General features: G+C 43.1%; 28 protein-coding genes. 27 read left to right on the top strand and 1 reads right to left on the bottom strand.

The window, feature by feature from the left end:
• Positions 1-656 precede the first annotated feature (656 nt).
• The 25 genes from rpmH to PCAR9_RS19900 all read left to right on the top strand — a co-directional run bounded on the left by rpmH (position 657) and on the right by PCAR9_RS19900 (position 22620).
• A complete protein-coding gene (gene rpmH, locus PCAR9_RS20020) occupies positions 657-791 on the top strand; it encodes a 50S ribosomal protein L34 (protein ID WP_014290886.1) in 135 nt (44 codons plus the stop codon).
• A gap of 17 nt (positions 792-808) precedes the next feature.
• Positions 809-1168 carry a ribonuclease P protein component gene (gene rnpA / locus PCAR9_RS20015; protein WP_179985106.1) on the top strand — a complete coding sequence of 120 codons (360 nt, stop codon included), beginning with the start codon at positions 809-811 and terminating at the stop codon, positions 1166-1168.
• Positions 1153-1401: a membrane protein insertion efficiency factor YidD gene (yidD, locus tag PCAR9_RS20010; RefSeq protein WP_205422076.1), complete on the top strand. Its 249-nt coding sequence runs from the start codon at positions 1153-1155 to the stop codon at positions 1399-1401. The genes rnpA and yidD overlap by 16 nt, the downstream gene beginning before the upstream one ends.
• Positions 1402-1411: 10 nt before the next feature.
• Positions 1412-3070, top strand: a complete 1659-nt coding sequence (yidC, locus tag PCAR9_RS20005) for a membrane protein insertase YidC (RefSeq protein ID WP_179985105.1) — start codon at positions 1412-1414, stop codon at positions 3068-3070.
• A 70-nt stretch (positions 3071-3140) separates the two neighbouring features.
• Positions 3141-3623 carry a YajQ family cyclic di-GMP-binding protein gene (locus tag PCAR9_RS20000; protein ID WP_118491035.1) on the top strand — a complete coding sequence of 161 codons (483 nt, stop codon included), beginning with the start codon at positions 3141-3143 and terminating at the stop codon, positions 3621-3623.
• A 3-nt stretch (positions 3624-3626) separates the two neighbouring features.
• Positions 3627-5015 (top strand): tRNA uridine-5-carboxymethylaminomethyl(34) synthesis GTPase MnmE, encoded by a 1389-nt coding sequence (mnmE, locus tag PCAR9_RS19995; RefSeq protein WP_179985104.1) that lies wholly within the window; start codon positions 3627-3629, stop codon positions 5013-5015.
• Between the two features lie 97 nt (positions 5016-5112).
• The gene (mioC, locus tag PCAR9_RS19990; RefSeq protein WP_179985103.1) at positions 5113-5550 is read left to right on the top strand and encodes an FMN-binding protein MioC; all 438 of its coding nucleotides are present in this window, start codon (positions 5113-5115) and stop codon (positions 5548-5550) included.
• 27 nt (positions 5551-5577) lie between these two features.
• Positions 5578-6246, top strand: coding sequence for a DnaT-like ssDNA-binding domain-containing protein (locus PCAR9_RS19985; protein ID WP_179985102.1), 669 nt, complete (start codon positions 5578-5580; stop codon positions 6244-6246).
• Between the two features lie 6 nt (positions 6247-6252).
• Entirely contained in the window at positions 6253-7080 is an 828-nt protein-coding gene (locus PCAR9_RS19980) for an ATP-binding protein (protein WP_071960318.1), read from the top strand.
• A 971-nt stretch (positions 7081-8051) separates the two neighbouring features.
• The gene (mnmG, locus tag PCAR9_RS19975; protein WP_179985101.1) at positions 8052-9953 is read left to right on the top strand and encodes a tRNA uridine-5-carboxymethylaminomethyl(34) synthesis enzyme MnmG; all 1902 of its coding nucleotides are present in this window, start codon (positions 8052-8054) and stop codon (positions 9951-9953) included.
• Positions 9954-10268: 315 nt separating this feature from the next.
• The gene (gene rsmG, locus PCAR9_RS19970) at positions 10269-10904 is read left to right on the top strand and encodes a 16S rRNA (guanine(527)-N(7))-methyltransferase RsmG (RefSeq protein WP_179985100.1); all 636 of its coding nucleotides are present in this window, start codon (positions 10269-10271) and stop codon (positions 10902-10904) included.
• Positions 10905-10939: 35 nt separating this feature from the next.
• Positions 10940-11734: a ParA family protein gene (locus PCAR9_RS19965; RefSeq protein ID WP_179985099.1), complete on the top strand. Its 795-nt coding sequence runs from the start codon at positions 10940-10942 to the stop codon at positions 11732-11734.
• A gap of 44 nt (positions 11735-11778) precedes the next feature.
• Positions 11779-12657, top strand: coding sequence for a ParB/RepB/Spo0J family partition protein (locus PCAR9_RS19960; RefSeq protein WP_179985098.1), 879 nt, complete (start codon positions 11779-11781; stop codon positions 12655-12657).
• A gap of 206 nt (positions 12658-12863) precedes the next feature.
• Complete coding sequence (locus tag PCAR9_RS19955) at positions 12864-13250, top strand: ATP synthase subunit I (RefSeq protein WP_179985097.1); 387 nt, start codon at positions 12864-12866, stop codon at positions 13248-13250.
• 100 nt (positions 13251-13350) lie between these two features.
• Complete coding sequence (atpB, locus tag PCAR9_RS19950) at positions 13351-14184, top strand: F0F1 ATP synthase subunit A (protein ID WP_136782406.1); 834 nt, start codon at positions 13351-13353, stop codon at positions 14182-14184.
• Positions 14185-14283: 99 nt separating this feature from the next.
• Entirely contained in the window at positions 14284-14514 is a 231-nt protein-coding gene (gene atpE / locus PCAR9_RS19945) for a F0F1 ATP synthase subunit C (RefSeq protein WP_075177146.1), read from the top strand.
• 37 nt (positions 14515-14551) lie between these two features.
• Positions 14552-15022, top strand: a complete 471-nt coding sequence (gene atpF, locus PCAR9_RS19940; protein ID WP_179985096.1) for a F0F1 ATP synthase subunit B — start codon at positions 14552-14554, stop codon at positions 15020-15022.
• Between the two features lie 14 nt (positions 15023-15036).
• Complete coding sequence (atpH, locus tag PCAR9_RS19935; RefSeq protein ID WP_025257159.1) at positions 15037-15570, top strand: F0F1 ATP synthase subunit delta; 534 nt, start codon at positions 15037-15039, stop codon at positions 15568-15570.
• Between the two features lie 13 nt (positions 15571-15583).
• The gene (gene atpA, locus PCAR9_RS19930) at positions 15584-17125 is read left to right on the top strand and encodes a F0F1 ATP synthase subunit alpha (protein WP_179985095.1); all 1542 of its coding nucleotides are present in this window, start codon (positions 15584-15586) and stop codon (positions 17123-17125) included.
• Between the two features lie 58 nt (positions 17126-17183).
• Entirely contained in the window at positions 17184-18044 is an 861-nt protein-coding gene (gene atpG, locus PCAR9_RS19925) for a F0F1 ATP synthase subunit gamma (RefSeq protein ID WP_012520217.1), read from the top strand.
• Positions 18045-18077: 33 nt separating this feature from the next.
• On the top strand, positions 18078-19463 hold the full coding sequence (atpD, locus tag PCAR9_RS19920; protein ID WP_179985094.1) for a F0F1 ATP synthase subunit beta: 1386 nt from the start codon (positions 18078-18080) through the stop codon (positions 19461-19463).
• 60 nt (positions 19464-19523) lie between these two features.
• Positions 19524-19937, top strand: a complete 414-nt coding sequence (locus tag PCAR9_RS19915) for a F0F1 ATP synthase subunit epsilon (RefSeq protein ID WP_012520215.1) — start codon at positions 19524-19526, stop codon at positions 19935-19937.
• A 213-nt stretch (positions 19938-20150) separates the two neighbouring features.
• Positions 20151-21086: a hypothetical protein gene (locus tag PCAR9_RS19910; RefSeq protein WP_179985093.1), complete on the top strand. Its 936-nt coding sequence runs from the start codon at positions 20151-20153 to the stop codon at positions 21084-21086.
• Complete coding sequence (locus PCAR9_RS19905; protein ID WP_179985092.1) at positions 21079-21942, top strand: hypothetical protein; 864 nt, start codon at positions 21079-21081, stop codon at positions 21940-21942. The genes PCAR9_RS19910 and PCAR9_RS19905 overlap by 8 nt, the downstream gene beginning before the upstream one ends.
• A 78-nt stretch (positions 21943-22020) precedes the next feature.
• Positions 22021-22620, top strand: a complete 600-nt coding sequence (locus tag PCAR9_RS19900; protein WP_118491064.1) for a glutathione S-transferase family protein — start codon at positions 22021-22023, stop codon at positions 22618-22620.
• A 23-nt stretch (positions 22621-22643) separates the two neighbouring features.
• Here the strand turns inward: PCAR9_RS19900 and PCAR9_RS19895 are convergent, their stop codons facing one another.
• Positions 22644-23225, bottom strand: a complete 582-nt coding sequence (locus PCAR9_RS19895) for a tRNA-uridine aminocarboxypropyltransferase (protein WP_179985091.1) — start codon at positions 23223-23225, stop codon at positions 22644-22646.
• Between the two features lie 98 nt (positions 23226-23323).
• On the opposite strand from PCAR9_RS19895, the gene PCAR9_RS19890 reads away from it, so the two are divergent.
• Both PCAR9_RS19890 and PCAR9_RS19885 read left to right on the top strand, forming a co-directional pair.
• Positions 23324-23662, top strand: a complete 339-nt coding sequence (locus PCAR9_RS19890) for an MGMT family protein (RefSeq protein WP_179985090.1) — start codon at positions 23324-23326, stop codon at positions 23660-23662.
• A 67-nt stretch (positions 23663-23729) separates the two neighbouring features.
• Positions 23730-24926 (top strand): cyclic di-GMP phosphodiesterase, encoded by a 1197-nt coding sequence (locus PCAR9_RS19885; RefSeq protein WP_179985089.1) that lies wholly within the window; start codon positions 23730-23732, stop codon positions 24924-24926.
• Positions 24927-25080: the final 154 nt, after the last annotated feature.

Genomic DNA, 25080 nt, shown 5'->3' with positions numbered 1-25080 from the left:
TCTTGACGCAGTCTTTCAAGACATTGGTTCCACAAGGACATGGTACGTTGTTAGCTCCCTTAACTCGCTAAAAAAACACCCTTTTGAAAGCCAAGCATAGAATAGCAGGCACTGAAGCGCGCCATTAGAAGAAAATAGCGTTGGAGGTGTAGAGTAGCAGCGAGAAATTTAAGTTTTCGTTTTAATCGCTGTGGATTATCTTACGTTATCAACACAATGTAAATGGCGATCCCGATCGATCTTTTCGATCAAAAACTTAAACCCTTGAATTGATTGACATTAACCTTTAGATCAAATCTAACTATAACAAGAAAAAATCAATCTAAATTTCACTAAGAAAACCGCTAGATCGCCTTGCAATTTATATCTAACGTCATGTTTTTCACAATCTGCTGTGGATAACCTGAGTCAAATTTATGCGTTATTCACAAGTAAATTGTGTAAAAAACAGTGTTATCGTTCAAAAAACAGCATAAATTGTTCACTTATTCATCCGAAAAGCGAGAATATCCATTGACAGCAGGCCCCGAGATCTCTAGAATTCAGCGTCCTTTTTCGATGGGCTTTTCTGGTGAAAACACCACATTGTTCTGGCAACAGTATAATGTGTTACCAAAAACGCCTATGTTTAACTAAATATAAGTGAGACTTTGGTCATGAAAAGAACATTTCAACCGAGCAATCTAAAGCGCAAGCGTTCTCACGGTTTTCGTGCTCGTATGGCGACTAAAAATGGTCGTAAAGTACTAGCAGCTCGCCGTGCAAAAGGCCGCGCTCGTCTTTCTGCTTAATTAGAAAGACGCCAAAAGTGGGTGAGAATAATTTTTCAAGGGAGTTGCGTCTGTTAACTCCCACCCACTTTACCTATGTGTTTGATGACGCAATCCCTGCTGTATCCCCCTCTTTTACTGTTCTAGCTCGAAAAAATACACTCTCTAATCCTCGTTTGGGTATTACGCTTGCTAAAAAACGTATTCGTAAAGCTCACGATAGAAATCGGTTAAAGCGATTAGTCAGAGAAAGTTTTCGGCATAAGCAGCACAACTTACCCAATGTCGATATTATCGTTATTGGCAAGTCAGGCGCTGACAACCTTAGCAACCAAGAAGTTTTCGCTACATTGGACAAGCTATGGAAAAAATTAAACAAGCGTTGCGGCAACTCTTAATTGCTGTGCCTTTGGCCTTGATAAAATTTTATCAATGGTTCATTTCCCCTATATTAGGGCAACGATGTCGTTTCCATCCTTCTTGTTCTTGGTATGCTATAGACGCATTAAAAACACACGGATTAGTAAAAGGCGGTTGGTTATCTATTAAACGCATATTAAAATGCCACCCTTTGCATGCCGGCGGATATGATCCAGTGCCGGAAAAACAACAAGATAAACACTCAAAATAAAGAGACCTCTATGGAATCGCAACGTAGTTTTCTGATAATTGGCCTAGCGCTAGTTAGCTTTTTGCTTTGGCAATCATGGCAAAAAGATTATGGGCCGCAGCCAGTTGTACCTGTTGAGCAACAACAAACGCAAGAAACATCACAAGGTGTACCTTCATTTGATGACAATGGTAGTGAAGATGTACCTAGCAGTGATAGCGTGCCCGCTGCACAGCCTATTGCTGCGGCGCAAAACACAAACCGTATTATTGAAGTAAAAACCGATACGCTAGATTTACGCATCGATTTGTTAGGCGGTGATGTAGTATCAGCAGACTTACTTAAGTTTCCAGTAGAACAAGGTTCAGACATTCCTTACAGCCTGCTTCGCTCTGGGAACGGTCTTTATGTAGCGCAAAGCGGTCTTATTGGCGCACAGGGTCCGGATGCAAGCAGCAGTGGCCGCCCTGTTTACAACGCGCAAAATGAATTCTATGAAATGACGGGCGACACCCTTGTTATTCCACTTACTTGGAAAAACAATCAGGGCTTGGCTATCACCAAAACCTTCACTTTCACTAAAGGTCACTACGACGTAAACGTAAGTTATAGTGTTGAAAATGGTACCGGCAGCGCAGCAACGGTTCAGCCGTACGCGCAGCTTAAGCAAGTGATGGAGTTTGAAGACGATGGTAACATGTTTATGCCAACGTACCGTGGGGCTGCTTATTCAACGGAAGATGACCGCTACCAGAAGTACTCGTTTGACGAGATTGAAGATGACAACCTTCGCGAAACCACAAAAGCGGGTTGGGTTGGCATGCTTGAACATTACTTTGTGTCAGCATGGGTACCTTCACAAGAACAAACGAATACGCTTTATTCACGTAACTTAAAAAATCAGTACGCTGTAATTGGTGTGTTATCACCTTCTGAAAGCGTTGCTCCTGGTGAAACTAAAACGATTGCGTCTACCCTATACATGGGCCCGAAAGACCAAGATAAGCTTGCCAAGATTGCTCGCGGTTTAGACCTGACTGTTGATTACGGCATTCTATTTTGGATTTCACAACCGCTGTTTGCTCTGCTTACGTTCCTGCATAGCTTAGTTAATAACTGGGGTGTGGCAATTATCCTTATCACTATTGTAGTGAAAGGTGCAATGTACTGGCTAACCAAGAAGCAATATGAATCAATGGCACGCATGCGCAACCTAGCGCCTAAGATGCAGCAGCTAAAAGACCGCTTTGGCGATGACAGACAGAAAATGTCACAAGCCATGATGGAGCTATACCGCAAAGAAAAAGTAAACCCGATGGGCGGCTGTTTACCCCTTCTTCTGCAAATGCCTATCTTCCTAGCCCTTTACTGGGTACTGATGGAAAGTGTTGAACTACGCCACGCAGACTTTGTCCTTTGGATTACTGACCTTTCTACAAAGGACCCATACTTTGTACTGCCTATTCTAACAGGCGCAAGTATGTACCTGTTGCAAAAGCTTCAGCCGACCACCATTACTGATCCAATGCAGCAAAAAATCATGCAGTGGATGCCGGTAGCAATGAGTGTTTTCTTCCTGTGGTTCCCTGCGGGTCTGGTACTATACTGGCTAGTAAGTAATGTGATTACCTTGGTTCAAGCCAAAATGATTTATGCTTCCATGGAGAAGCGGGGCATCAGCAATAAATAACACGCTGATCAATAAATTATACAGCCCGCCTATGCGGGCTGTTTTGTCTTAAAAGATAGAGGATTAACCTGTGCCATCATTTGATATTGTTTCTGAAATCAATATGGAAGAAGTTCGTAACGCCACCGAGAACGCAAGCCGAGAGCTATCAACGCGTTTTGACTTTCGCGGCATTGACGCGAGCTTTGAGTACAAAGATAAAACCGTGGTTATGAAAGCCGAAGCTGAATTCCAACTTCAGCAAATGGAAAGTATGTTTAGAACGGCGATGTCTAAGCGCAATGTAGACACCTCTTCGATGGATGTGAAGCCTTATGACGCACATGGCAAAACTTATCGCCAAACCATTGCGTTTAAAGAAGGTATTGAACAACCAACAGCAAAGAAAATTGTAAAGCTGGTTAAAGACGCCAAAATTAAAGTGCAAACCGCCATTCAAGGTGAAGAGCTTCGCGTAACTGGTAAAAAGCGCGATGATTTACAGCAAGTAATTGCACTCGTAAAAGAATCGAATTTAGGTCAACCTTTTCAATTTAAGAACTTCCGCGACTAATTTATGGAATCACTCACCCTTTCTACAGACACCATTACCGCACAAGCGACAGCGCCCGGTCGTGGCGGCGTGGGTATAGTGCGCGTATCTGGCCCGAAAGCTAAAGCTATAGCTGAGGCATTAGTTCCTAGTGAGCTGACACCTCGTCTTGCAACCTATACGCCGTTTGTTGACGCTAACAAAAGTGTAATAGATCAAGGCATAGCCCTATTTTTTAAAGGTCCAAATTCGTTTACCGGTGAAGATGTACTTGAATTACAGGGCCATGGCGGTCAGGTAGTGATGGATATGCTGATTGATGCTGTACTAGCTACAGGTCATGCTCGCTTGGCCAATCCGGGTGAATTCAGTGAACAGGCCTTTTTGAATGATAAATTAGATCTTGCACAGGCAGAGGCAATTGCCGACTTAATTGATGCAAGCTCGAAACAGGCAGCCAAAAGTGCGTTGCGTTCACTACAGGGTGAGTTTTCCACACAAATCCAAACGTTGTCTGACCAAATTGTACATCTTCGTATGTACGTAGAGGCCGCCATTGACTTTCCTGAAGAAGAAATCGACTTTTTGTCTGATGGAAAAGTATCGGGTGATTTAAGCGCCATCATGCAGAGTCTAACTAAAGTGCGCGAGCAAGCCAAGCAAGGAACCTTGCTGCGTGAGGGTATGCAGGTGGTGATTGCGGGGCGCCCTAATGCGGGTAAGTCGAGTTTGCTAAATGCCTTAGCAGGACGGGATAGCGCTATTGTTACTGATATTGCCGGTACTACACGCGATGTACTCAAAGAGCACATTCACATTGATGGTATGCCGGTGCATATTATCGATACTGCTGGTCTTCGTGAAAGCCCAGATAAAGTAGAGCAAATAGGCATTGAGCGTGCGTGGCAAGCTATTAACGAAGGTGACCATGTGTTGTTTGTTGTGGATTCTACCGCAACGTCAGTTATCGACCCTTATGAAATTTGGCCAGAATTTATGGCGCGCTTGCCACAAGGGATCCCGGTTACAGTGGTGCGCAATAAAGCGGACCTAAGTACCTTAGATATCGGACAAAGCACGGTTGCTACCGAACAAGGCGATATCTCAGTGATCAACTTATCTGCCAAAGAAGGTAGCGGTGTCGATACGCTAAAAGCACATTTAGCGAAAACTATGGGTTTTGATACGACCACCGAAGGTCAGTTTATAGCGCGAAGACGACACATAGATGCACTTGATCAAGCCTACAGCTATGTAAGCACAGGTGAACAGCAGCTACATGACGCCATGGCCGGTGAATTATTGGCTGAAGAGTTGCGTTTGGCTCATCAGGCGCTATGTGAGATAACTGGTGAGTTCACATCCGACGATTTGCTTGGCAAGATTTTTTCCTCATTTTGTATCGGCAAGTAGCGTAACCAATAAAGTGTTAAGTAAGATGGTAAATAACCTAACAAATAAGACTAACTTGCGTTAAGACGACAATTGTAAATAGAGAAGTAACCCATTAATGAGCAAGCACTTTGAAATAATTGTTGGCACCATGTTAGGTGCCGCAGAGTACGTAGCAGATGCCATTGCAGAAAAACTTGATGCAAGCGGGCACACCTACACTATTCATGCTGAACCGAGTTTAGAAGAGATCAATACAGACTCAACGTGGATCGTATGTACGTCTACCCATGGTGCAGGTGAACTACCTGACAATATCCAACCGTTTGCAAAACAGCTAGAAAATACTGATCTAAGCTCAGTTAACGCCTACGTTATTGGTCTGGGCGACACCAGCTACGACACCTTTTGTTTCGGTGCGAAAGAAATGGAGAAGCACATAAAAAACGCTGGTGGTGCATTAATCACTGATGCCCTTTACATAGATGTGCTTGAACATCCTATTCCTGAAGATGCTGCAGTAGAATGGTTTGAAGAAAAGCTGACAAATGCTTAACAACACCATTAATGTGGACATTGCACTATGAACAGCAATCTTACCCAAGCTGAACTCGCTGTACTACAGTCCCCTCTTTCTAACGACTGTAGGGTCCTTTATTTACTGGGCCTTCGCCCAAATGCGAATTCAGCGACCACATCGTCCGCGCCTATTGATTACAAGCAGCTATTAAATTTACTAAACGGCGACGACAAAGAAGAACCATATCAGCGTGGCCGCCAGATCAACAGTTTAGTAAGACAGCTTGAACAAGTGGGTTTGGTAGCCCTGCCCCTTGAGCTTGACCTTGAACACACAATTAACGGGAAAACCCTTCTTCTTCCGCTTTTAAGCGAGCCGCAGTCAGACTTTGAACAGCTTCATGCTCGTCATAGTTCCATGAGCCCACATTGGACGCCTAATAAAGCGCTGTTTGAAGAAATGGCCTCCCTACTTGGTATTATCGACAAAACATTCGATGATAATGAGGTGGGTGAATTCATCGCCTACTGGTTGGGAAGACCGAGTTCTGTGTTTAGTGAATTTCAATGGACGCAAAAATTCGCTAACAATATCAAGAGAAAGCGCTTGGCTTCAGGCTATGCTCCAACAAAAGTGGTAGGAACGCAGCAAGTGAAAGTTGCAGCCGGCATAGAAGCAGATGATAATGCAAGAAAGCTGGTTGAAAAGTATGCCGCAACAAAGAAGAGTTAATTCATTATGGATCGTATAACTGACAAAATTGCTAATCTTGCTAAAGCGCTAAAAAAAGATGTCGATCCCAATGGTGAGTACATCGACTACAAAACGCTGCGCAAGCAGTATGAAGCGAAAGCTAACGAGGAAGTGTCACAACTACAGCAGCGCAGTAAGAAAGCGCGTGTAGAAGCTATTCATGGCCGTTCTGACTTAAATCCGAAGTGGACGTTTGCCAACTTGGTGGAAGACAGTGACGATGTCATAGAAGCGGTTTCTATTGCACAATCCTTTATCGCTGCTCATGATGATCCAGCCTGGCGCCAAAGTGGCTCTCATATGATGATTTTCTACGGCGATTATGGTCGCGGTAAATCTCATATTGCAGGTGCTATTGCCCATCAACTTATCGAGCAATATGAGATCTCTGTGCTATACCGTCAGCTTTCGACTCTGCTCGAAATGCGCAATTTTTCTTTTGATTTCTCTGCTACCGATAATGCTAGTCAGCGTTTCAGAGAGATTAACCAAGAGCTTTTAGACGTAGATTTGCTTATTTTAGACGAGGTCTGTGTTAACGAATCAGCACTTAAGAAAAACGCACAGAGTTGGTTTGGGAACTTACTCAGACAGCGCTTAGTGAACAAGAAAAACTGTATCTTAATCACTAATCACAACTTAGCCGAACTAGAAAATGCCCTTGGTCGTTATTGTTTCGAATCGATTAAAGAGTACGACACTTACAAGGTTCGATTCCAAGGCCCAAGCCGCCGTGAAGGCCTAACTATCGAACAAGAGGATATGCAAGGTTCTGTAGCACAGCCCCGCTATCAACCTAACCAGGTGCGCTAACAGCACCTGGTTTACGCCTTTTCAGTTTATTGCTCATTCTTCGTTTTATCCTTTAAAAACGCTTCTTCTCTTTACAGTTTGTGTTATACGAATCCGCATTCCCACGCTTCGTTAGGAAACTCGCCAGCGCCTTCTGAGTGGGTAATTATCTATGCGTTTTGGTATTAATTGAGATTGGATCAATCAATCTGTTGTCCAGTCGTTCAATCACGTAATGCTGTTCCAAAACGTAAATACACACATCGAACCCGTTGATTTATACCATTGAATCATCTTACTGCTTCATATTCTGCTTTAAAATGTGACTGTATTTTGGGCAGTGCAGATATTTTTATTGAGAGAAATAGCTAATTTTGAAGAAAATAATTTCGTTGTTTATAAAATTGCGCACTTTTTTTAAAAGACACATTAACGAGATCTGGCGATCTAATCACAGCTTTTGGAAAAGATCTCCTCCACAATAAGATCACGCTATAACACGCGCAGTTACACGATCTTTAGATCACAATACATAAATAGCAAACATTTTATCCCCAGTTGGATCACATCTTGATCACCCCTGTGGATAGGATCCTACAAACCACTGTGTATAAGCTTTGATCCAAAAAAGTATAACTTTTAAAACAAATCAGGGTGTGGATAAAAAGGCTATTTATACACAAGTTTGAAGTAGGGTTATGAATCGGGGTTTCCCAATGTTATTGATCGCGTAACTTGATGATCTTTATGTGCTTTGATCGGTTACCCACAGATCTTCATGATCCTAATAAAAGTAAAAATAAACAGATCTAAAAGAGATCTTAAGATCTTATAATCCGATCACACCTTTTCAAAAACAGGTTTTGAGGAAAATTTAATCATTTTCTTTATCCAATAAGTCAGATAAAATACGCGCCCTTTTTTCGACAGTCTTTACTTGAGAAAAATTAGTTTTCAATCGGCTTATCGTAAGTTAATAGTGAGGTTTAACCATGTTTTATGCTGAAGCATTTGATGTCATCGTTGTAGGTGGTGGACATGCAGGTACAGAGGCGGCACTTGCAGCTGCTCGCATGGGAGCAAATACGCTTTTACTAACTCACAATATCGAAACGATCGGTCAGATGTCCTGTAACCCAGCAATCGGCGGGATCGGTAAAGGCCATCTTGTAAAAGAGATCGATGCGTTAGGCGGCGCTATGGCACTGGCTATCGACAAAGGTGGAATTCAATTTAGAACATTGAACTCTTCAAAGGGCCCAGCAGTACGCGCTACTCGTGCACAAGCTGATCGCACACTGTATAAAAATGCTATTCGTGACATTGTTGAAAACCAAGAAAACCTGACGTTATTCCAACAAAGCGTCGACGATCTTATTGTTGAAAACGATCAGGTTTGCGGTGTGGTTACGCAAATGGGACTGAAATTCAAAGCTAAGTCAGTTGTGCTCACAGTAGGCACCTTCCTTGGCGGCACCATTCACATTGGTCTTGAGAACTATCGCGGCGGTCGTGCGGGCGATCCACCGTCTATTGCTCTTGCAGAAAGACTTCGTGCACTTCCGTTTCGCGTTGAGCGTTTAAAAACGGGGACGCCAGCGAGACTTGATGCACGCTCATTAGATTTTTCTGTGATGCAACCTCAGCCTGGTGACAATCCAACGCCGGTATTCTCGTTTATGGGTGATAGAAGTATGCACCCTACCCAAATCCCGTGTTACATCACACATACCAATGAAAAAACTCACGATATTATCCGCGGTGGATTAGATCGCTCACCAATGTTCACTGGCGTAATCGAGGGTATCGGTCCGCGTTACTGCCCAAGCATTGAAGATAAGATCACACGCTTTGCTGACAAGACATCGCATCAAATTTTTGTTGAGCCAGAGGGCTTAAACAGTATTGAGGTTTATCCAAACGGTATTTCAACCAGCTTGCCTTTTGACGTTCAAATGAATCTTGTCCGTTCGATCAAAGGTTTTGAAAATGCGCATATTGTTCGCCCAGGTTATGCGATTGAGTACGATTTCTTTGATCCTCGTGATTTAAAGCAAACATTGGAAACTAAATTCATCCAAGGTTTGTTCTTTGCAGGTCAGATTAACGGTACCACTGGCTATGAAGAAGCGGGTGCGCAAGGCCTTGTAGCGGGTGCAAACGCGGCACTGCAAGTTCAAGAGAAAGATCCACTGATTTTACGCCGAGACCAAGCATACATGGGCGTACTTATCGACGACTTAGCCACTATGGGGACGAAAGAGCCCTACCGCATGTTTACAAGTCGCGCTGAATACAGACTACTGCTTCGTGAAGATAATGCTGATAGTCGTCTAACGTCGATGGGCCGCGAGGTTGGTCTTGTTGATGATGCCCGCTGGGCGAAGTACAACGAGAAGATGGAAGCGGTTGAAGGCGAGCTACAGCGTCTACGCGGACAGTGGATCCACCCTGATCACGCAGCTACACCTGAACTCAATCCTATGTTGAAAAATCCGGTGAGCCGCGAGCATTCTCTTGAAGAACTGATACGCCGACCTGAAATGACTTATAGTCAGTTAATGGAAATTGAGAGCATAGGTCCTGGTCTTGATGATCCGATAGCGGCAGAGCAAGTTGAAATTCAAATTAAGTATGCGGGTTATATCGCCCGTCAAATGGATGAAATCGCCAAAACGCAGCGACACGAAAATACACTGCTTCCGGTTGATATGGATTTCAGCAAGATCTCTGGCTTATCGAATGAGGTGGTTGCCAAACTAACGGAAGCTAGACCAGAAACAATCGGTAAGGCCTCGCGTATCTCTGGTATCACGCCTGCGGCCATTTCTTTGCTGTTGGTTTACCTTAAAAAACACGGCATGTTGCGCAAGCAAGAAAAAATTAGTGCGTAAAACACGCGCTTGATTCATCAAGCTACTCGCAGCGCTTAGTTTTTCCTATTTATTCGCGTATTATGCTAGTTATAATTGCCTCAATTATGCGAAAACTAGAAAAACTAGGCGCTTTCATACAGTTCTATTGTTCCTCTTTATTAGCGTCGTGCGGCTTTTACTCAAAGTACATTAAATTTGTACGTGAATAAGTCGCATTGATCAGCGATGATAAAAGTGTGACAAATGCATAAAACAAATTGCGGTTCGCCGCTAATGTTTATGTTAAAGACTAAGTTAAAACAAAGACTCCAACGCGAACAGACAGATTTTTCAATGACGATACAGCAAGAATTGCACACCATTTTGGTTTCTGGACTTGATGCTCTTTCACTTGATTTGAGTGACAAGCAACATCAACAGTTAGTCGACTATGTGCTGCTTATGGATAAATGGAACAAGGCGTATAACCTCACATCCGTTCGGGATCCAAAGCAAATGATGGTAAAACATATTCTGGACTCGTTAGCGATTGTCCCTTTTCTTGAGGGTGACAATATCATTGATGTTGGTACAGGCCCTGGTCTTCCGGGTATGCCTTTAGCTATCGCTTTTCCAGATAAATCTTTTACGTTGCTCGATTCATTGGGTAAACGCGTACGATTTATGACGCAATGTGTGCATACACTGGGGTTAACTAACGTAACTCCAGTACAAAGCCGCGTAGAAGAGCACAATGGCGACACGCCTTATGATATTGTGCTAAGTCGAGCTTTCGCTTCGCTAAAAGATATGTTGCACTGGTGTCAGCATCTGGTAGATTCTGAAGGGCAATTTTTGGCGCTTAAAGGTCAGTTTCCAAAAGATGAGATAGAAGAAGTGAGCGATCACTTCCATGTGAGTAAGACAGAAAACCTCACTGTGCCAAATTTAGTAGGTGAAAGACATCTGGTTTGGCTTAAAAAGAAATAGCCAAAAAATAGAAAAAGACGAAAACAGGATCTAACGTGGCTAAGGTAATCGCGATCGCGAATCAAAAAGGTGGTGTTGGGAAGACAACCACCGCAGTTAACGTGGCAGCGTCAATGGCAGCAACCAAACGCAAGGTGTTGCTGATTGATCTCGATCCACAGGGTAATGCCACCATGGGAAGCGGCGTTGATAAATACGACGTCGAGTCTACGGCATTTGAATTGTTGATTGAAGAAAAGCCCATTAACGACGTTATCGTTAAAGCGACAAGCGGTAAGTACGATCTCATCGCCGCGAACGGTGATGTAACCGCAGCAGAAATTAAGCTGATGGAAATGTTTGCCCGTGAAGTAAGGCTTCGCAATGCGCTAAAGCCAGTTATGGACTATTACGACTTTGTCTTTATCGACTGCCCGCCTTCACTCAACCAGTTAACCGTGAACGCCTTAGCTGCAGCTGATTCGGTAATGGTGCCTATGCAGTGCGAATACTATGCACTTGAAGGGCTTACGGCCCTTATGGATACCATTCAAAAATTGGCATCAGTGGTGAATCCTGAATTGAAGATTGAAGGCGTATTGCGTACTATGTACGACCCGCGCAATCGCCTAGCTAACGACGTTTCAGAACAGTTGAAGCGCCATTTTGGCGAACAGGTTTATCGTACGGTTATTCCGCGCAATGTTCGCTTAGCTGAAGCGCCAAGCTTCGGTGCGCCAGCGATGTACTATGATAAGTCATCGACAGGTGCTAAAGCCTACCTAGCATTGGCCGGTGAAATACTGCGCCGTAGGGACAAAACATCGCCTAAACAGGCAAAAGCTAGTTAAACACAATAAGCTGAATACCATCAGCACATGCCATAGAGGACACTATGTCAGCACGTAAAAGAGGCCTTGGCCGCGGTTTAGATGCGCTACTCGCAACCAGCCAATCATCTGCTCAGAAAGAACAAGATGTCGCCGAGGTAAATTCAACCAACGGCGAGTTAAGCAAACTGCCTATTGAATACTTAGTGCCAGGCAAATATCAGCCTCGTAAAGACATGTCGCCTGAGGCGTTAGAAGAATTAGCCTCGTCAATTCGAGCACAAGGTATAATTCAGCCTATTGTAGTCAGAAAAGTCGACGAGCACCGTTATGAAATCATTGCTGGTGAACGTCGCTGGCGCGCTTCACAGCTAGCACAACTAGACGAAGTGCCGTGTTTAGTCAAAAACGTACCTGATGAAGCCGCCGTTGCCATTGCGCTTATCGAAAATATTCAGCGTGAAGACCTCAATGCAATGGAAGAGGCTCAGGCTCTAGACCGTTTAATGAGCGAATTTGCGTTAACTCATCAAGAAGTTGCTGAAGCAGTGGGCAAATCACGCACCACGGTGACAAATTTACTTCGCCTGAACAATTTGAACGACGACGTGAAGCTGTTGGTTGAACATGGCGACATTGAAATGGGTCATGCTAGAGCGCTGTTAGCGCTAGAAGGTGAAACTCAGTCAGAAACGGCGCAAGTAGTATCAGGCAAAGGGTTAACCGTTCGCGATACCGAAAAGCTTGTGAAAAAGCTATTAGAGCCTGCTAAACCAAAGCCTGAGAAGAAAGTTGATCCTGATGTTCAAAATCTTATGACTCGGCTTTCAGAAAATTTAGGCACGCCTGTGGTCATCGACCATAACGCTAAAGGCAAAGGTAAGCTAACGATAAGTTTTAGCGATCTTGAACAATTAGACGGAATTATTTCTAAAATTCAATAGGTTAAGATAATAAGGATTAAGGTTTTTCCTTTGCCTACCCGCAACTGATACGCTGTTCGGTGCTAACACCGGACACTCTGCTTTCCGGTTATAGCAATAGAAAATTTTCAGAATAACTTTCAAAAAGCGTTGTACTGTTGAAAATTGTCGGTAAAACAGTATACTTCTGACGCTTTTTGTAAGACGTGAACAAGCTGCGAGTAAAAGTGACGAACAAGTTAGCAAAACGCGGGCTAGACCTCGCTAAAAAAGGGCTACTTTTTCAGGTTGTCACGGCATTGCTCGTTACGGTCATTGCAGGCGCTTTTGGGGGAGCTCATTCAGCTGTATCAGCAGCGGCAGGTGCATTAACTAGCATTCTGCCCAATATTGCATTTGCAGCGTTTGCGTTTCGTTACGCAGGGGCGAGTAAAAACCAACTTGTTGCGCGAAGTTTTAGCCAAGGCTCAAAATTGAAGCTGGCACTGACAATTATTTTATTTGTAATTGCTTTTAAAGGTCTAAACGCCACGCCATTAGAAATCTTTCTGGCGTTTGTAATTACAACCGCTAGCCACGGGCTAGCTATGTTTCATTACGGTACGAAACAATAAAGACAACGCTAGGCGTTGCGATAACGAAAACCATGTGTTCGACCGATGAGATATAAGAACCAGTCACCAAATTTTTACACTTTACAACTTGGGTTAAACAATGGCATCTGAATATACTACCTCAGAATACATCAAGCACCACTTGACCAATGCCACCATGTGCTCAACTGACAACGGAATTGCGTTTAATAAAGCGTGTTCTGATGCTGGTTTTTGGGCATGGCATGTCGATACGTTGGCATGGTCTATTGGTCTTGGTTTACTTTTCCTTTTCATCTTTAGAAGCGTAGCGAAAAAAGCGACAACTGGCGTACCTGGAAAAATGCAGGCGTTTGTCGAGCTAATCGTTGAGTTTGTCGATGATAACGTGAAAAGCACTTTCCACGGTAAGAGCGCACTTATCGCGCCATTAGCACTGACCATCTTTGTATGGGTATTGCTAATGAACCTTATGGATCTTGTTCCAGTTGACTTGCTACCTACCATCGCGGGCCTAATTGGTTCTTCAGCGTTTGGTATGGACCCTCACGATGTATACATGAAGGCAGTACCAACCACTGACCTTAACCTTACGTTTGCACTAGCAGCGGGTGTATTCATCCTAATTCTTTACTACTCAATCAAGATGAAAGGTATTGGTGGCTTTACTAAAGAGCTGACTATGCAGCCTTTCGGTCACCCGCTTTTCATTCCGGTGAACTTCATTCTTGAGACGGTTACTTTGCTTGCGCGCCCGCTTTCACTAGCGCTGCGTTTGTTCGGTAACCTTTACGCGAGTGAGCTAATCTTCATCCTTATCGCGACGATTGGCTACTTCCAGCTTCCACTGCACTTCATGTGGGCTGTGTTCCATATTTTGGTTCTTCCACTTCAAGCGTTTATCTTCATGATGTTAACCATCGTGTACTTAAGCCTAGCTGCTGAAGACCACTAAGAATTAACGGGTACCGGGAATACATTTGCCGGTACCGTTTTTAACCGAGTTTTATTTTAAACATTAACCTTAACTAAACTTTAAATCGGAGATTTAAACATGCTTGCAATCGCAGTTGCTATCCTAATTGGTATGGGTGCTCTTGGTACCGCTATCGGCTTCGGTCTTCTAGGTGGTAAATTCCTAGAGTCTGCTGCTCGTCAACCAGAACTTGCACCACAACTACAAGTTAAAATGTTCATCGTAGCGGGTCTTATCGATGCTATCGCGATGATCGGTGTTGGTATCGCACTATTCCTATTGTTCGCTCCACCTCAGTACCTACTTTAATTCATACTCTAGCGAACTTTTATGAGGAGAGGCGATAGTGAATATTAACGCCACTTTTATTGGTCAATTAATCGCCTTCGCTGTGTTCGTGGTGTTCTGCATGAAATATGTATGGCCTCCACTAATGGCAGCGATTGAAGAACGTCAGAAGAAAATTGCCGATGGGCTTGAAGCTTCTGAACGTGCAGAGAAAGACCTAGAGCTTGCTCAAGCGAAAGCTACAGAGCAGCTTAAAGATGCGAAAGCGCAAGCAGCTGAAATTATCGAGCAGGCTAAAAAGCGTGCCAACCAATTGGTTGACGATGAAACGCAAAAAGGTCATGCGGAACGCGAAAAAATTATCGCTTCTGGTTATGCCGAGATTGAAGCTGAACGCAATCGTGCCAAAGAAGATTTGCGCAAGCAGGTTTCTGCACTTGCAGTAGCTGGCGCACAGCAAATCTTACAACGTGAAATCGATGCTAACGCACAAAACGACATTGTTGAAAAACTTGTCGCTGAGCTTTAATTGGGAGATGAGCCATGTCTGAATTGACTACTGTTGCTCGTCCTTATGCTAAAGCTGCTTTCGATTTTGCTGTCGAGAAAAATGCCGTTGCAAAATGGCAAGAAATGCTCACCTTTGCAGGTGAAGTAGCAGTAAATGAAGATATGCACCAGTTGCTAACTGGTGCTATCGCCGCTGATACGCTAGCCGACATTTTTAATAATGTGTGTGGTGAGCAACTCGACGAACACGGTCAAAACCTAGTAAAGGTTCTGGCTGAGAATAAACGTTTAGCCGCGTTGCCTGAAATTTCTACTTTGTTTGACGCATTTAAAGCGGATTACGATAAAGAAGTAGAAGTGGACGTAACCTCAGCATCTACGCTGACTGATGCCCAAACAAATGAATTGGTAGCATCTTTGGAAAAACGTTTGGCACGTAAAGTGAAGCTTAATTGTAACGTGGACCCTGCCCTGATCGCTGGAATGGTAATAAATGCCGGTGATACAGTAATTGATGGTTCCGTAAAGTCGAAATTGAACCGTCTAGCAGACGCGTTGCAAGCATAACGGGGATAAGAGCATGCAACTTAATTCCACTGAAATTGCTGAACTGATCAAGAAAAGAATTGAACAGTTCAATGTAAGCAGTGAAGCACGTAATGAAGGTACTATCGTCGCAGTAACTGACGGTATTATCCGCATTCATGGCCTTGCAGATGTAATGCAGGGTGAAATGATTGAGCTTCCTGGAAGCCGTTACGCAATTGCACTAAACCTTGAGCGAGACTCTGTAGGTGCAGTTGTTATGGGTCCTTACGCGGACCTGAAAGAAGGCGATAAAGTACAATCTACTGGCCGTATTCTTGAAGTACCAGTAGGTAACGCACTTCTTGGTCGTGTTGTAAACACACTAGGTGAGCCTATTGATGGTAAAGGCGCAATCGACGCAGCTGGTTTCGAGCCAGTTGAAAAAATTGCTCCTGGCGTAATTGAACGTCAATCAGTAGACCAGCCTGTACAAACTGGTTATAAGTCAGTTGATGCCATGATCCCAGTAGGTCGTGGTCAGCGTGAGCTTATTATCGGTGACCGTCAGTGTGGTAAAACAGCAATGGCTGTTGACGCTATCATTAACCAAAAAGGTACAGGCATTAAGTGTGTGTACGTAGCGGTTGGTCAGAAAGCGTCTACTATCGCTAACGTAGTACGTAAACTAGAAGAGCACGGTGCCCTTGACCACACTATCGTGGTTGCAGCATCTGCTTCTGAGTCTGCAGCGCTTCAATACCTAGCGCCTTACTCTGGTTGTACTATGGGTGAATACTTCCGTGACCGCGGTGAAGATGCGCTAATCGTATATGATGATTTGTCTAAGCAAGCTGTTGCTTACCGTCAAATCTCACTACTACTTAAGCGTCCACCAGGTCGTGAAGCTTACCCAGGTGACGTATTCTACCTTCACTCACGTCTACTAGAACGTGCTGCACGTGTAAACGAGCAATACGTTGAGCGTTACACTAATGGCGAAGTGAAAGGTAAGACAGGTTCATTGACTGCGCTTCCTATTATCGAAACGCAAGCTGGTGACGTATCTGCATTCGTACCAACTAACGTAATCTCAATTACCGATGGTCAGATCTTCCTAGAAACTGACTTGTTCAACGCAGGTATCCGTCCAGCGGTTAACGCTGGTATCTCGGTATCTCGTGTTGGTGGTGCTGCACAGACTAAAATCATCAAGAAGTTGGGTGGCGGTATCCGTCTAGCCCTAGCTCAGTATCGTGAACTTGCGGCGTTCTCGCAGTTTGCTTCTGACCTTGATGACGCAACTCGTGAGCAACTTGAGCACGGTGAGCGCGTAACTGAGCTAATGAAGCAGAAGCAGTACGCACCACTTTCAATTGCTGATATGGGTGTATCTCTGTTCGCGGTAGAAAAAGGTTTCCTTAAGGGTATCGAGCTTAACAAAATCCTAGATTTTGAAGCCGCTCTTCACTCTTACATGAACAGCGAACACGCTGACCTTATGAAGACTATCAACGAATCAGGTAACTACAACGACGAGATTGCCTCTAAGTTGAACGACGCTTTAACAAACTTTAAAGCGACACAAACTTGGTAATCAATGGTGCTGGTGTTTAACCACCAGCGCAATTCGTTGAGTAATCGGAGAGATAGTCATGGCCAGCGGTAAAGAAATAAAAGGTAAGATTGGGAGTATCAAAAATACTCAGAAGATTACCAGTGCGATGGAAATGGTTGCTGCGTCTAAAATGAAAAAGGCGCAGGAACGCATGGCTTCTGGCCGTCCATATGCACAAAATATGCTTAAAGTGATTGGTCACATTGCAAACGGTAACCTTGAATATCGCCATCCTTATTTGGAAGAGCGTGAAGTCAAGCGCGTCGGTTACATTGTGATTTCCACTGACCGAGGCTTATGTGGTGGCTTGAACACCAATGAATTTAAGCTCGTCACTCAAGACGTCAAAAAATGGCGTGAACAGGGTGTAGAAGTGGATTTCGCTGCATTAGGTTCTAAAGCGTGCAGTTTCTTCAACCGCTTTGGTGGCAAGTTGCTTGCTGCTGAATCTGGTTTAGGTGACAAGCCGTCTGTGAGCGATGTAGTGGGTGTTGTACGCGTTATGCTTAAAGCGTACGACGAAGGACAAATTGACCGAGTATTCTTGGTATTCAATGACTTCGTTAACACCATGACACAGAAACCTGTGATCAATCAGTTATTGCCTTTGCCAAAGTCAGAAGACGAAGAATATCAACATCGTTGGGACTACATCTACGAGCCAGATCCAAAAGAAATTTTGGAAGCACTAATGGTTCGTTACATTGAGTCTCAGGTGTATCAGGGTGTTGTAGAAAACGCGGCGTCAGAACAAGCTGCGCGAATGGTTGCCATGAAGGCAGCAACCGACAACGCCGGTAACCTTATTGATGAGTTACAACTGGTATATAACAAAGCGCGTCAGGCTGCAATCACACAAGAAATCAGTGAGATTGTTAGCGGTGCCGCAGCGGTGTAGGCAAAGGTTTAAAAGAGATAACGAGGACAAATTATGAGTCAAGGTAAGGTCGTCCAAATCATTGGCGCCGTTGTGGACATTGAGTTTCCACAAGATGCGGTACCAAGAGTTTATGACGCACTACAAGTTACCGAAGGTGACTTGTCAGGTCTAACCCTGGAAGTGCAACAGCAATTAGGTGGCGGTGTTGTTCGTGGCATCGCACTAGGTACTACTGACGGACTAAAACGTGGTCTTACAGTAGAAAATACCGGTAACCCAATCATGGTTCCAGTTGGTACGAAGACACTAGGTCGTATCATGGACGTATTGGGTAACCCAATCGACGAAGCAGGCCCAATTGGTGAAGAAGAGCGTATGTCTATTCACCGTGAAGCGCCTAGCTACGAAGATCAGTCTAGCTCGGTAGAACTACTAGAAACTGGTATCAAAGTAATCGACTTGGTTTGTCCATTCGCTAAGGGTGGTAAAGTTGGTCTATTCGGTGGTGCGGGTGTAGGTAAAACCGTAAATATGATGGAACTTATCCGTAACATCGCAATCGAGCACAGCGGTTTCTCAGTATTCGCAGGTGTTGGTGAGCGTACTCGTGAGGGTAACGATTTCTATCACGAAATGAACGATTCAAACGTACTTGATAAAGTATCGCTTGTATACGGTCAGATGAACGAGCCACCGGGTAACCGTCTACGTGTTGCACTTACCGGTCTAACTATGGCTGAGAAGTTCCGTGACGAAGGTCGTGACGTTCTATTTTTCGTAGATAACATCTATCGTTATACACTAGCAGGTACTGAAGTATCAGCACTTCTAGGTCGTATGCCATCTGCGGTAGGTTACCAGCCTACTCTTGCAGAGGAAATGGGTGTACTTCAGGAACGTATTACGTCAACGAAGACTGGCTCAATCACGTCAATCCAAGCGGTATACGTACCTGCGGATGACTTGACTGACCCATCTCCAGCGACAACCTTTGCTCACTTGGATGCAACGGTAGTACTTTCTCGTGATATCGCCTCTCTTGGTATCTACCCTGCGGTAGACCCACTAGATTCAACGTCTCGTCAGTTAGACCCACTAGTAATCGGTCAAGAGCACTACGACGTAGCACGTGGCGTACAGACTGTTCTTCAGCGTTATAAAGAGCTGAAAGACATCATCGCGATCCTAGGTATGGACGAACTATCTGAAGAAGACAAGCAAGTAGTATCACGTGCTCGTAAGATTCAGCGTTTCCTATCTCAGCCGTTCTTCGTAGCAGAAGTATTTACCGGTGCACCTGGTAAATATGTATCGCTAAAAGACACAATCAGTGGTTTTAAAGGCATTCTAGACGGTGAGTATGATCACCTTCCAGAGCAAGCCTTCTACATGGTTGGTTCTATCGAAGAAGCGCTAGAGAAAGCCAAGAAAGCATAATAGCGGGGCTAGCATTAGCTAGCCTAGCATCATGCTAACGTACCTAATCAGGAGGTTCACATGGCAATGACAGTACATTTGGACGTAGTAAGCGCGGAGAAAGCGATTTTCTCAGGACGCGTTGAATCGATTCAGGTGACAGGTAGCGAAGGTGAGCTGGGTATTAACCCTGGTCACGCGCCACTTATCTCTGCTATTAAACCTGGTATGGTGCGTTTGGTTAAACAGCACGGTGAAGAAGAAGTTATCTATGTTGCAGGTGGTGTACTAGAAGTACAGCCTAACAACATTACCGTACTGGCTGATACCGCGGTTCGAGCTGAAGATCTTGACGAGCAGGCAGCACAAGAAGCCAAACGACGTGCAGAAGAGCACATCGCCAATCCAGGCGCTGACTTTAACTATGCAGAAGCAGCTCACGAGCTTGCAGAAGCAATTGCACAACTTCGTCTTATTCAGAAGTTACGCAAGTAAAAAGCACAGCTTTGAAAAAACCCGCCAACTGGCGGGTTTTTTATTGTCGAACGAAAAGTAAACGTTCACATTCCCTTACGTTTATTTATATTGCTTACGCAGGCTTTAAAGCTTAAGGTTGTGATGTTATCAGTAGCCCATGGGTATGCTTCTTTCGAGTTTATTAAATTAATTGAAAGCAGGAAGAGCTACCTTTAAATAATTATTTAAATAATGAAATTAAATCCATATTCAAATGCGCATAACGGTGTATTTATAGGATTGTATCCATTCTTATTGGTTGTTGTTCTTCTAGTTGTACACTACGTTAGTGGTGCTTTAGCGCTGGATAGTGACGGAAGCGTTCGCGAACAGAGAGACTTTAACTCTGCAATTGCCATGACTTTGCTTTCTGGATATTTTTGGTTTTGTTTACAATTGAATCATAAGAATGTACTAAGCACACTGATCTCAATGTTGGTAAAAACAAATCAGTTGAGTCATTTGAGTCAGCATAGGCAAAAACTTTTCACAAAATTTCAGCTACACATCATAAATAGCCTCATTACTGCTGTTTTTGCGACGGTAACGTACGTAATTATAGAAAACCTTCTTTTTTCCGAGGTAAAGTGGTATCAATACGTGATTACAGGATGTGCAGTACTTTTTTGGTTTTTGTTTTTTCTCTTTTTAATTCAATCAACGTCAAACGTAAACTATTTAAAAAAATACGTACTAAGTCAGACTGAGAACTACATTGACTATTTAAACTCTCTCTCCTCTTTGGCCCGTTTATCCTTAATTAACGCGACTTTGTCCATTGGAGCATTTTCTCTTTTCCCAATATTTTGGGTTAACAAAAACGTTCCTTTTTTAGATATTGCTATGACGTTACTGTTTTTATCCATTATCGCGTTTTACCTATTTCATCCTGTTCTAAAATTACAATCTAAGTGGCTTCAAGGTAAAAATAAAAAATGCGAAGAACTTAATGTGTTAGTAAATAAAGAGATCTCTTCAGAAAAGCTAGTGTTGTACGAACAAGATTTAGAAAGGATAAATTCGCTATCGATGAACCTATTCGGGGTTAAAGATAAAATAAGGTTTATTGCTTGCGTATTATTAATAACTGTTTCTTGGGGTATGGTTCTAATTTCCTCTTATGAATAAAGTTAACTTACTAGAAAACCTAACGTATCCTTTACTGCTTGCAACCTCCATGATCGTACTACACATTATTGGCGGCACCATACAGTTAGATATCGCCTCTCTGGATGCACAGAGAGATTTTAATACTGCAATCGGAACATCACTGCTTAGTGGCGCGTTTCTTTTATCTATTAGAGTCATTCAAAAGAGTGTTGCCAAGCATCTTTTGCTTATCCTTGAATTAACTAAACGACGTCATGATTTTTGGCTACATAGAAAAGCTTTGTCAGAGCAATTTAAAAAACACCTAATTTGGTCAGTGTCTTTAGGTTTTATAATGCCTATATTGTACATGGTAACTGAAGGACTGATCTCAAGAATTAACGAGAAAGAGGTCTTCATCGTTGCAATGGGAGCTATACCTTTCTGGTTACTCATGTCCCTATATATATTCCAAATAACGACAGTAAACCGGCACCTAAGGACATTTCTCAATACTGAAGGTATGGAGCTTATCGTCAAAATAAGGATGTATAAAAGCGTAATAACCGTTGCCGCTATCACTATAGCTACAACATTATTGGTGTTCTTGATAATGCCTGTATTTTGGATAAATTTATCGGTTCATCTGTTTGATATGGTTTTTATATCTTCATTATGCCTGTTTTTAACACTCCTACTCGTTTCGCCGTTAATCAATTATTATCGTAGATTAGGTAAGACAAAGCTGTTACTGGCGAGCGATTTAGATAGAAGGATAGATCGCCTAATCAAAGAAAGCGTGACGTCAGAAAGAAGCAAAGAAATAGAATATTTACTTGGCCTGAAAGAAAAATACTGCAATTCTAATTTTACTGCGTGTATAGATAAAGGTTAATGTAGCTAAGTGAATCAGCAAGCTTAAGCTGAAACACTTGCATGTTGCCTTCTACCTAACTGTATTGAGATTACCACTGTGCGAATATACGGCGATAAACGTTCTGGAAACTGCTACAAACTCGAATTGCTGCTTTCTCTATTAGGCAAAGCCTGTGAATGGGTTGATGTTGATATTATGAAGGGGGAGACCAGAGCGCCGTCCTTTCTTGAAAAAACGCCTAACGGTAAAATTCCCATACTTGAACTCGATGACGGCAGGGTGTTGTCAGAGTCAAACGCTATCATGCATTACCTTGCTTCTAATACGCCCTACGTTCCCTCTTCCCCCTATCACTTTGCGCAACTGTTACAGTGGCAGTTTTTCGAACAGTATAGCCACGAACCCTATATCGCCGTTGCCCGCTACATTAATATCTATTTAGGGTTGCCTGATGACAGAAAAGCGGAATATGAGTCTAAGCAAGCGGGTGGATACCGAGCGCTTGAGGTAATGGAACATCAACTTAATAACACACCCTATTTGATAGGCGATACTATTAGCTTAGCTGATATATCACTGTTTGCTTATACCCATGTAGCTCATGAAGGCGGCTTCGACTTGTCGGCGTACCCTGCTATTCGCCATTGGATAAGTTTAATTAAAGAGCACAAAGGCTTTATACCAATGAACATTTAGAAAGGCCTGTGGCCTTCTAAGCGTTAGATTTGTCTTCTATGGGACTTTGGCCCTTGCCAATGTTTTTGTAAGGCACACTGTGCTTCGTGAAGTGCAGATACGTCGGTTTTTTCTAAACAACTTATCGCATAGGCAGTCGCTTCGAGTGTAGAGAGCGCGTGCTCTAATTTTGTGTGGCGGATTGCATAATTAGACGTTGGCGCCGACGAAAAGTGAAATGTAGGCAAAGTAGCGAGCCATGGATGTTGTTTAACTATGCCGAATGCCTGTTTCCAACTGCCGTCTATTAACAACAAGGTAGACAATTGCTTTAGTCTTTCTGGTGCAGTTCTTTCTATCGGCATACTGGTATCACTGGGATACATGAGTGCTGTATGTTCTAGAGAGCACTCGTTGGGCAAGCTATCCATAGCTTGCGCATCATTTGTAAGAACAATACGACTTGTTGGAATACACAAAGAAATTAGCCTTGCAGTATTTTTCGCATGATAGGCTTCTTTTTCATGCTGAATAATGATGATATTCAACGACGTATTCACAGTGCTAATATGGGCGCAGATACACGTTGCTTCGGGGTATCCACATTTTTTACAATAAAGGCGCATTACCTAATTTCTCTACCTTTTTTTACAATGCTAACTGCGTTCATTTATCGCAATCACCTATTTAACAGCGCAACTTACCAGATAGGATAATATACAACATGGCAGGTGAAGCCGTACAATCTAGAGTAGAGAAAACGCTTTCTTACGTACCATCAGGACATGTAATTAGTTACGGCCAACTCGCTGATTTATGTGGGTTACCTGGCAGAGCAAGAATGATGGGAAAATGTTTAAGAGATATAAACATAGACTGTAACTGGCATAGAGTATTACGTAGTGACGGAAAAATTGCTTTTCCTGCTGGCTCGGAAAAAGCAGAGGAGCAACGACAGCGTTTAACAGCGGAAGGTGTTGTAGTTAAAAATAACCGGGTCAATATGAGAAAATTCGCATGGATGCCAGATTTACACACTATACTGGTAGAGTTAGAGTATTAGGGTTTGCAGTTATGAAACTCCTTAATAGCACCGAACTGCATTTGGAAAATAGTGTTGTGCATTTAGAATGATTAAAAAGATTACGATAGATCAGCTAATACCGGGTATGTTTGTTCATCAAATACTAGAGCAAAAAGGTACTTTAACAGTTAAAAGCCAAGGGCGTGTTATATCAAACGATGTCGTTAATGTATTGAAAAAGCAAGGCGTAAAAACATTAGCAATCGATACTGAGAAAGCATTTGATCCTAGTAATAATTCGACTTCTTCTACGGGCAATAGTAAGCCAAATAATTCGAATAAGGCTGAAAAAGCTAAAAAAGTTTCCCTTGAAAATGAGCTAACGAGGGCATCTAAACTTCACGAACAAGGCAAAGCGATTCAAAAGCTTTTGCTTGCTAGTGTTCAAAAGGAAACACCTTTTGATGCAAGCATTCCAAAAGCATTTTCGAGCAAGCTGGTGGAGTCAGTTGATAGAAATCCTGATGCGCTGCTTTGCTTAACTAAAATTCGCGAAAAAGATGATTACTTACTAGAACACTCCCTTAACGTTGCTATTCTGTTAGCGAATTTTGGCAAGTTTTTAGGTATGTCAGAAGAAGAGGTTCAAGATCTTTCTTACGCGGGTTTTTTGCATGATTTAGGCAAGATAAAAATTCCAGATGAAATACTTCATAAACCAGGTCGCTTAACAGATAGCGAAATGGATATTATGAAGGGGCATGTAAAGCACGGCGTAGACTATCTAAAAGAGACAGACATAGCGCAACCGCTTATACAGGCGATTAGTGAACACCATGAACGTTTAGACGGTCTAGGCTACCCAGCCGGAACCAAGGGTGACGACATTAGCAAAGCAGGACGTATGTTGGCTATTGCAGATATGTACGATGCGCTGACTGCGGATAGGGTCTACAAAGCAGGTATGTCTAGCCAAAAAGCATTCTCTATTTTAATGAATGATGCCCCCACCCGACTTGATAAGTCGCTTGTTCAGCAATTCATAAAATGCTTAGGTGTTTATCCCGTAGGTAGCCTAGTATTACTGTCTAATGAAAGGCTAGCTATGGTACTGGAACAGAAAGGTTCACCTCTTACACCATTGGTAAAGGTTTTCTATTCCGTCCGTAACAGTCATTATTTAACACCGAAAGATATTGACCTATCTATAGATAAAACCGTAAGCATCACAAAGGCTGTTATCGCTTCAGACTACAAAATAGATGTAAATGCATTCTTTGAGCGCTCAGTTTCGGTTGGTTAAAATGTTACTTATTGGCAACACAGTGTAGAGTTTACACTGTGTCGCTCCATCTCTTTTCTCTCATTTTACAAAAATAAAAGCATCTGTTTAGCTTGGGTTCAGAATGTGTCGTTTAGAATTTATCGAGATTAGCTAATCAGGATAAGAAGCACTC

The sequence above is a fragment of the Alteromonas macleodii genome, from assembly GCF_903772925.1.
Classification (GTDB): domain Bacteria; phylum Pseudomonadota; class Gammaproteobacteria; order Enterobacterales; family Alteromonadaceae; genus Alteromonas; species Alteromonas macleodii_A.
Note: the sequence above shows the minus strand (reverse complement) of the source record. Positions and strands in the feature narration are given on the sequence as shown.

Coding starts and splice junctions, on each gene's coding strand:
- rpmH (WP_014290886.1), top strand. CDS start 657: ATGAAAAGAACATTTCAACCGAGCAATCTAAAGCGCAAGCGTTCTCAC.
- yidC (WP_179985105.1), top strand. CDS start 1,412: ATGGAATCGCAACGTAGTTTTCTGATAATTGGCCTAGCGCTAGTTAGC.
- mnmE (WP_179985104.1), top strand. CDS start 3,627: ATGGAATCACTCACCCTTTCTACAGACACCATTACCGCACAAGCGACA.
- mioC (WP_179985103.1), top strand. CDS start 5,113: ATGAGCAAGCACTTTGAAATAATTGTTGGCACCATGTTAGGTGCCGCA.
- PCAR9_RS19985 (WP_179985102.1), top strand. CDS start 5,578: ATGAACAGCAATCTTACCCAAGCTGAACTCGCTGTACTACAGTCCCCT.
- PCAR9_RS19980 (WP_071960318.1), top strand. CDS start 6,253: ATGGATCGTATAACTGACAAAATTGCTAATCTTGCTAAAGCGCTAAAA.
- mnmG (WP_179985101.1), top strand. CDS start 8,052: ATGTTTTATGCTGAAGCATTTGATGTCATCGTTGTAGGTGGTGGACAT.
- rsmG (WP_179985100.1), top strand. CDS start 10,269: ATGACGATACAGCAAGAATTGCACACCATTTTGGTTTCTGGACTTGAT.
- PCAR9_RS19960 (WP_179985098.1), top strand. CDS start 11,779: ATGTCAGCACGTAAAAGAGGCCTTGGCCGCGGTTTAGATGCGCTACTC.
- atpB (WP_136782406.1), top strand. CDS start 13,351: ATGGCATCTGAATATACTACCTCAGAATACATCAAGCACCACTTGACC.
- atpE (WP_075177146.1), top strand. CDS start 14,284: ATGCTTGCAATCGCAGTTGCTATCCTAATTGGTATGGGTGCTCTTGGT.
- atpH (WP_025257159.1), top strand. CDS start 15,037: ATGTCTGAATTGACTACTGTTGCTCGTCCTTATGCTAAAGCTGCTTTC.
- atpA (WP_179985095.1), top strand. CDS start 15,584: ATGCAACTTAATTCCACTGAAATTGCTGAACTGATCAAGAAAAGAATT.
- atpG (WP_012520217.1), top strand. CDS start 17,184: ATGGCCAGCGGTAAAGAAATAAAAGGTAAGATTGGGAGTATCAAAAAT.
- atpD (WP_179985094.1), top strand. CDS start 18,078: ATGAGTCAAGGTAAGGTCGTCCAAATCATTGGCGCCGTTGTGGACATT.
- PCAR9_RS19915 (WP_012520215.1), top strand. CDS start 19,524: ATGGCAATGACAGTACATTTGGACGTAGTAAGCGCGGAGAAAGCGATT.
- PCAR9_RS19910 (WP_179985093.1), top strand. CDS start 20,151: ATGAAATTAAATCCATATTCAAATGCGCATAACGGTGTATTTATAGGA.
- PCAR9_RS19905 (WP_179985092.1), top strand. CDS start 21,079: ATGAATAAAGTTAACTTACTAGAAAACCTAACGTATCCTTTACTGCTT.
- PCAR9_RS19895 (WP_179985091.1), bottom strand. CDS start 23,225: ATGCGCCTTTATTGTAAAAAATGTGGATACCCCGAAGCAACGTGTATC.
- PCAR9_RS19890 (WP_179985090.1), top strand. CDS start 23,324: ATGGCAGGTGAAGCCGTACAATCTAGAGTAGAGAAAACGCTTTCTTAC.
- PCAR9_RS19885 (WP_179985089.1), top strand. CDS start 23,730: ATGATTAAAAAGATTACGATAGATCAGCTAATACCGGGTATGTTTGTT.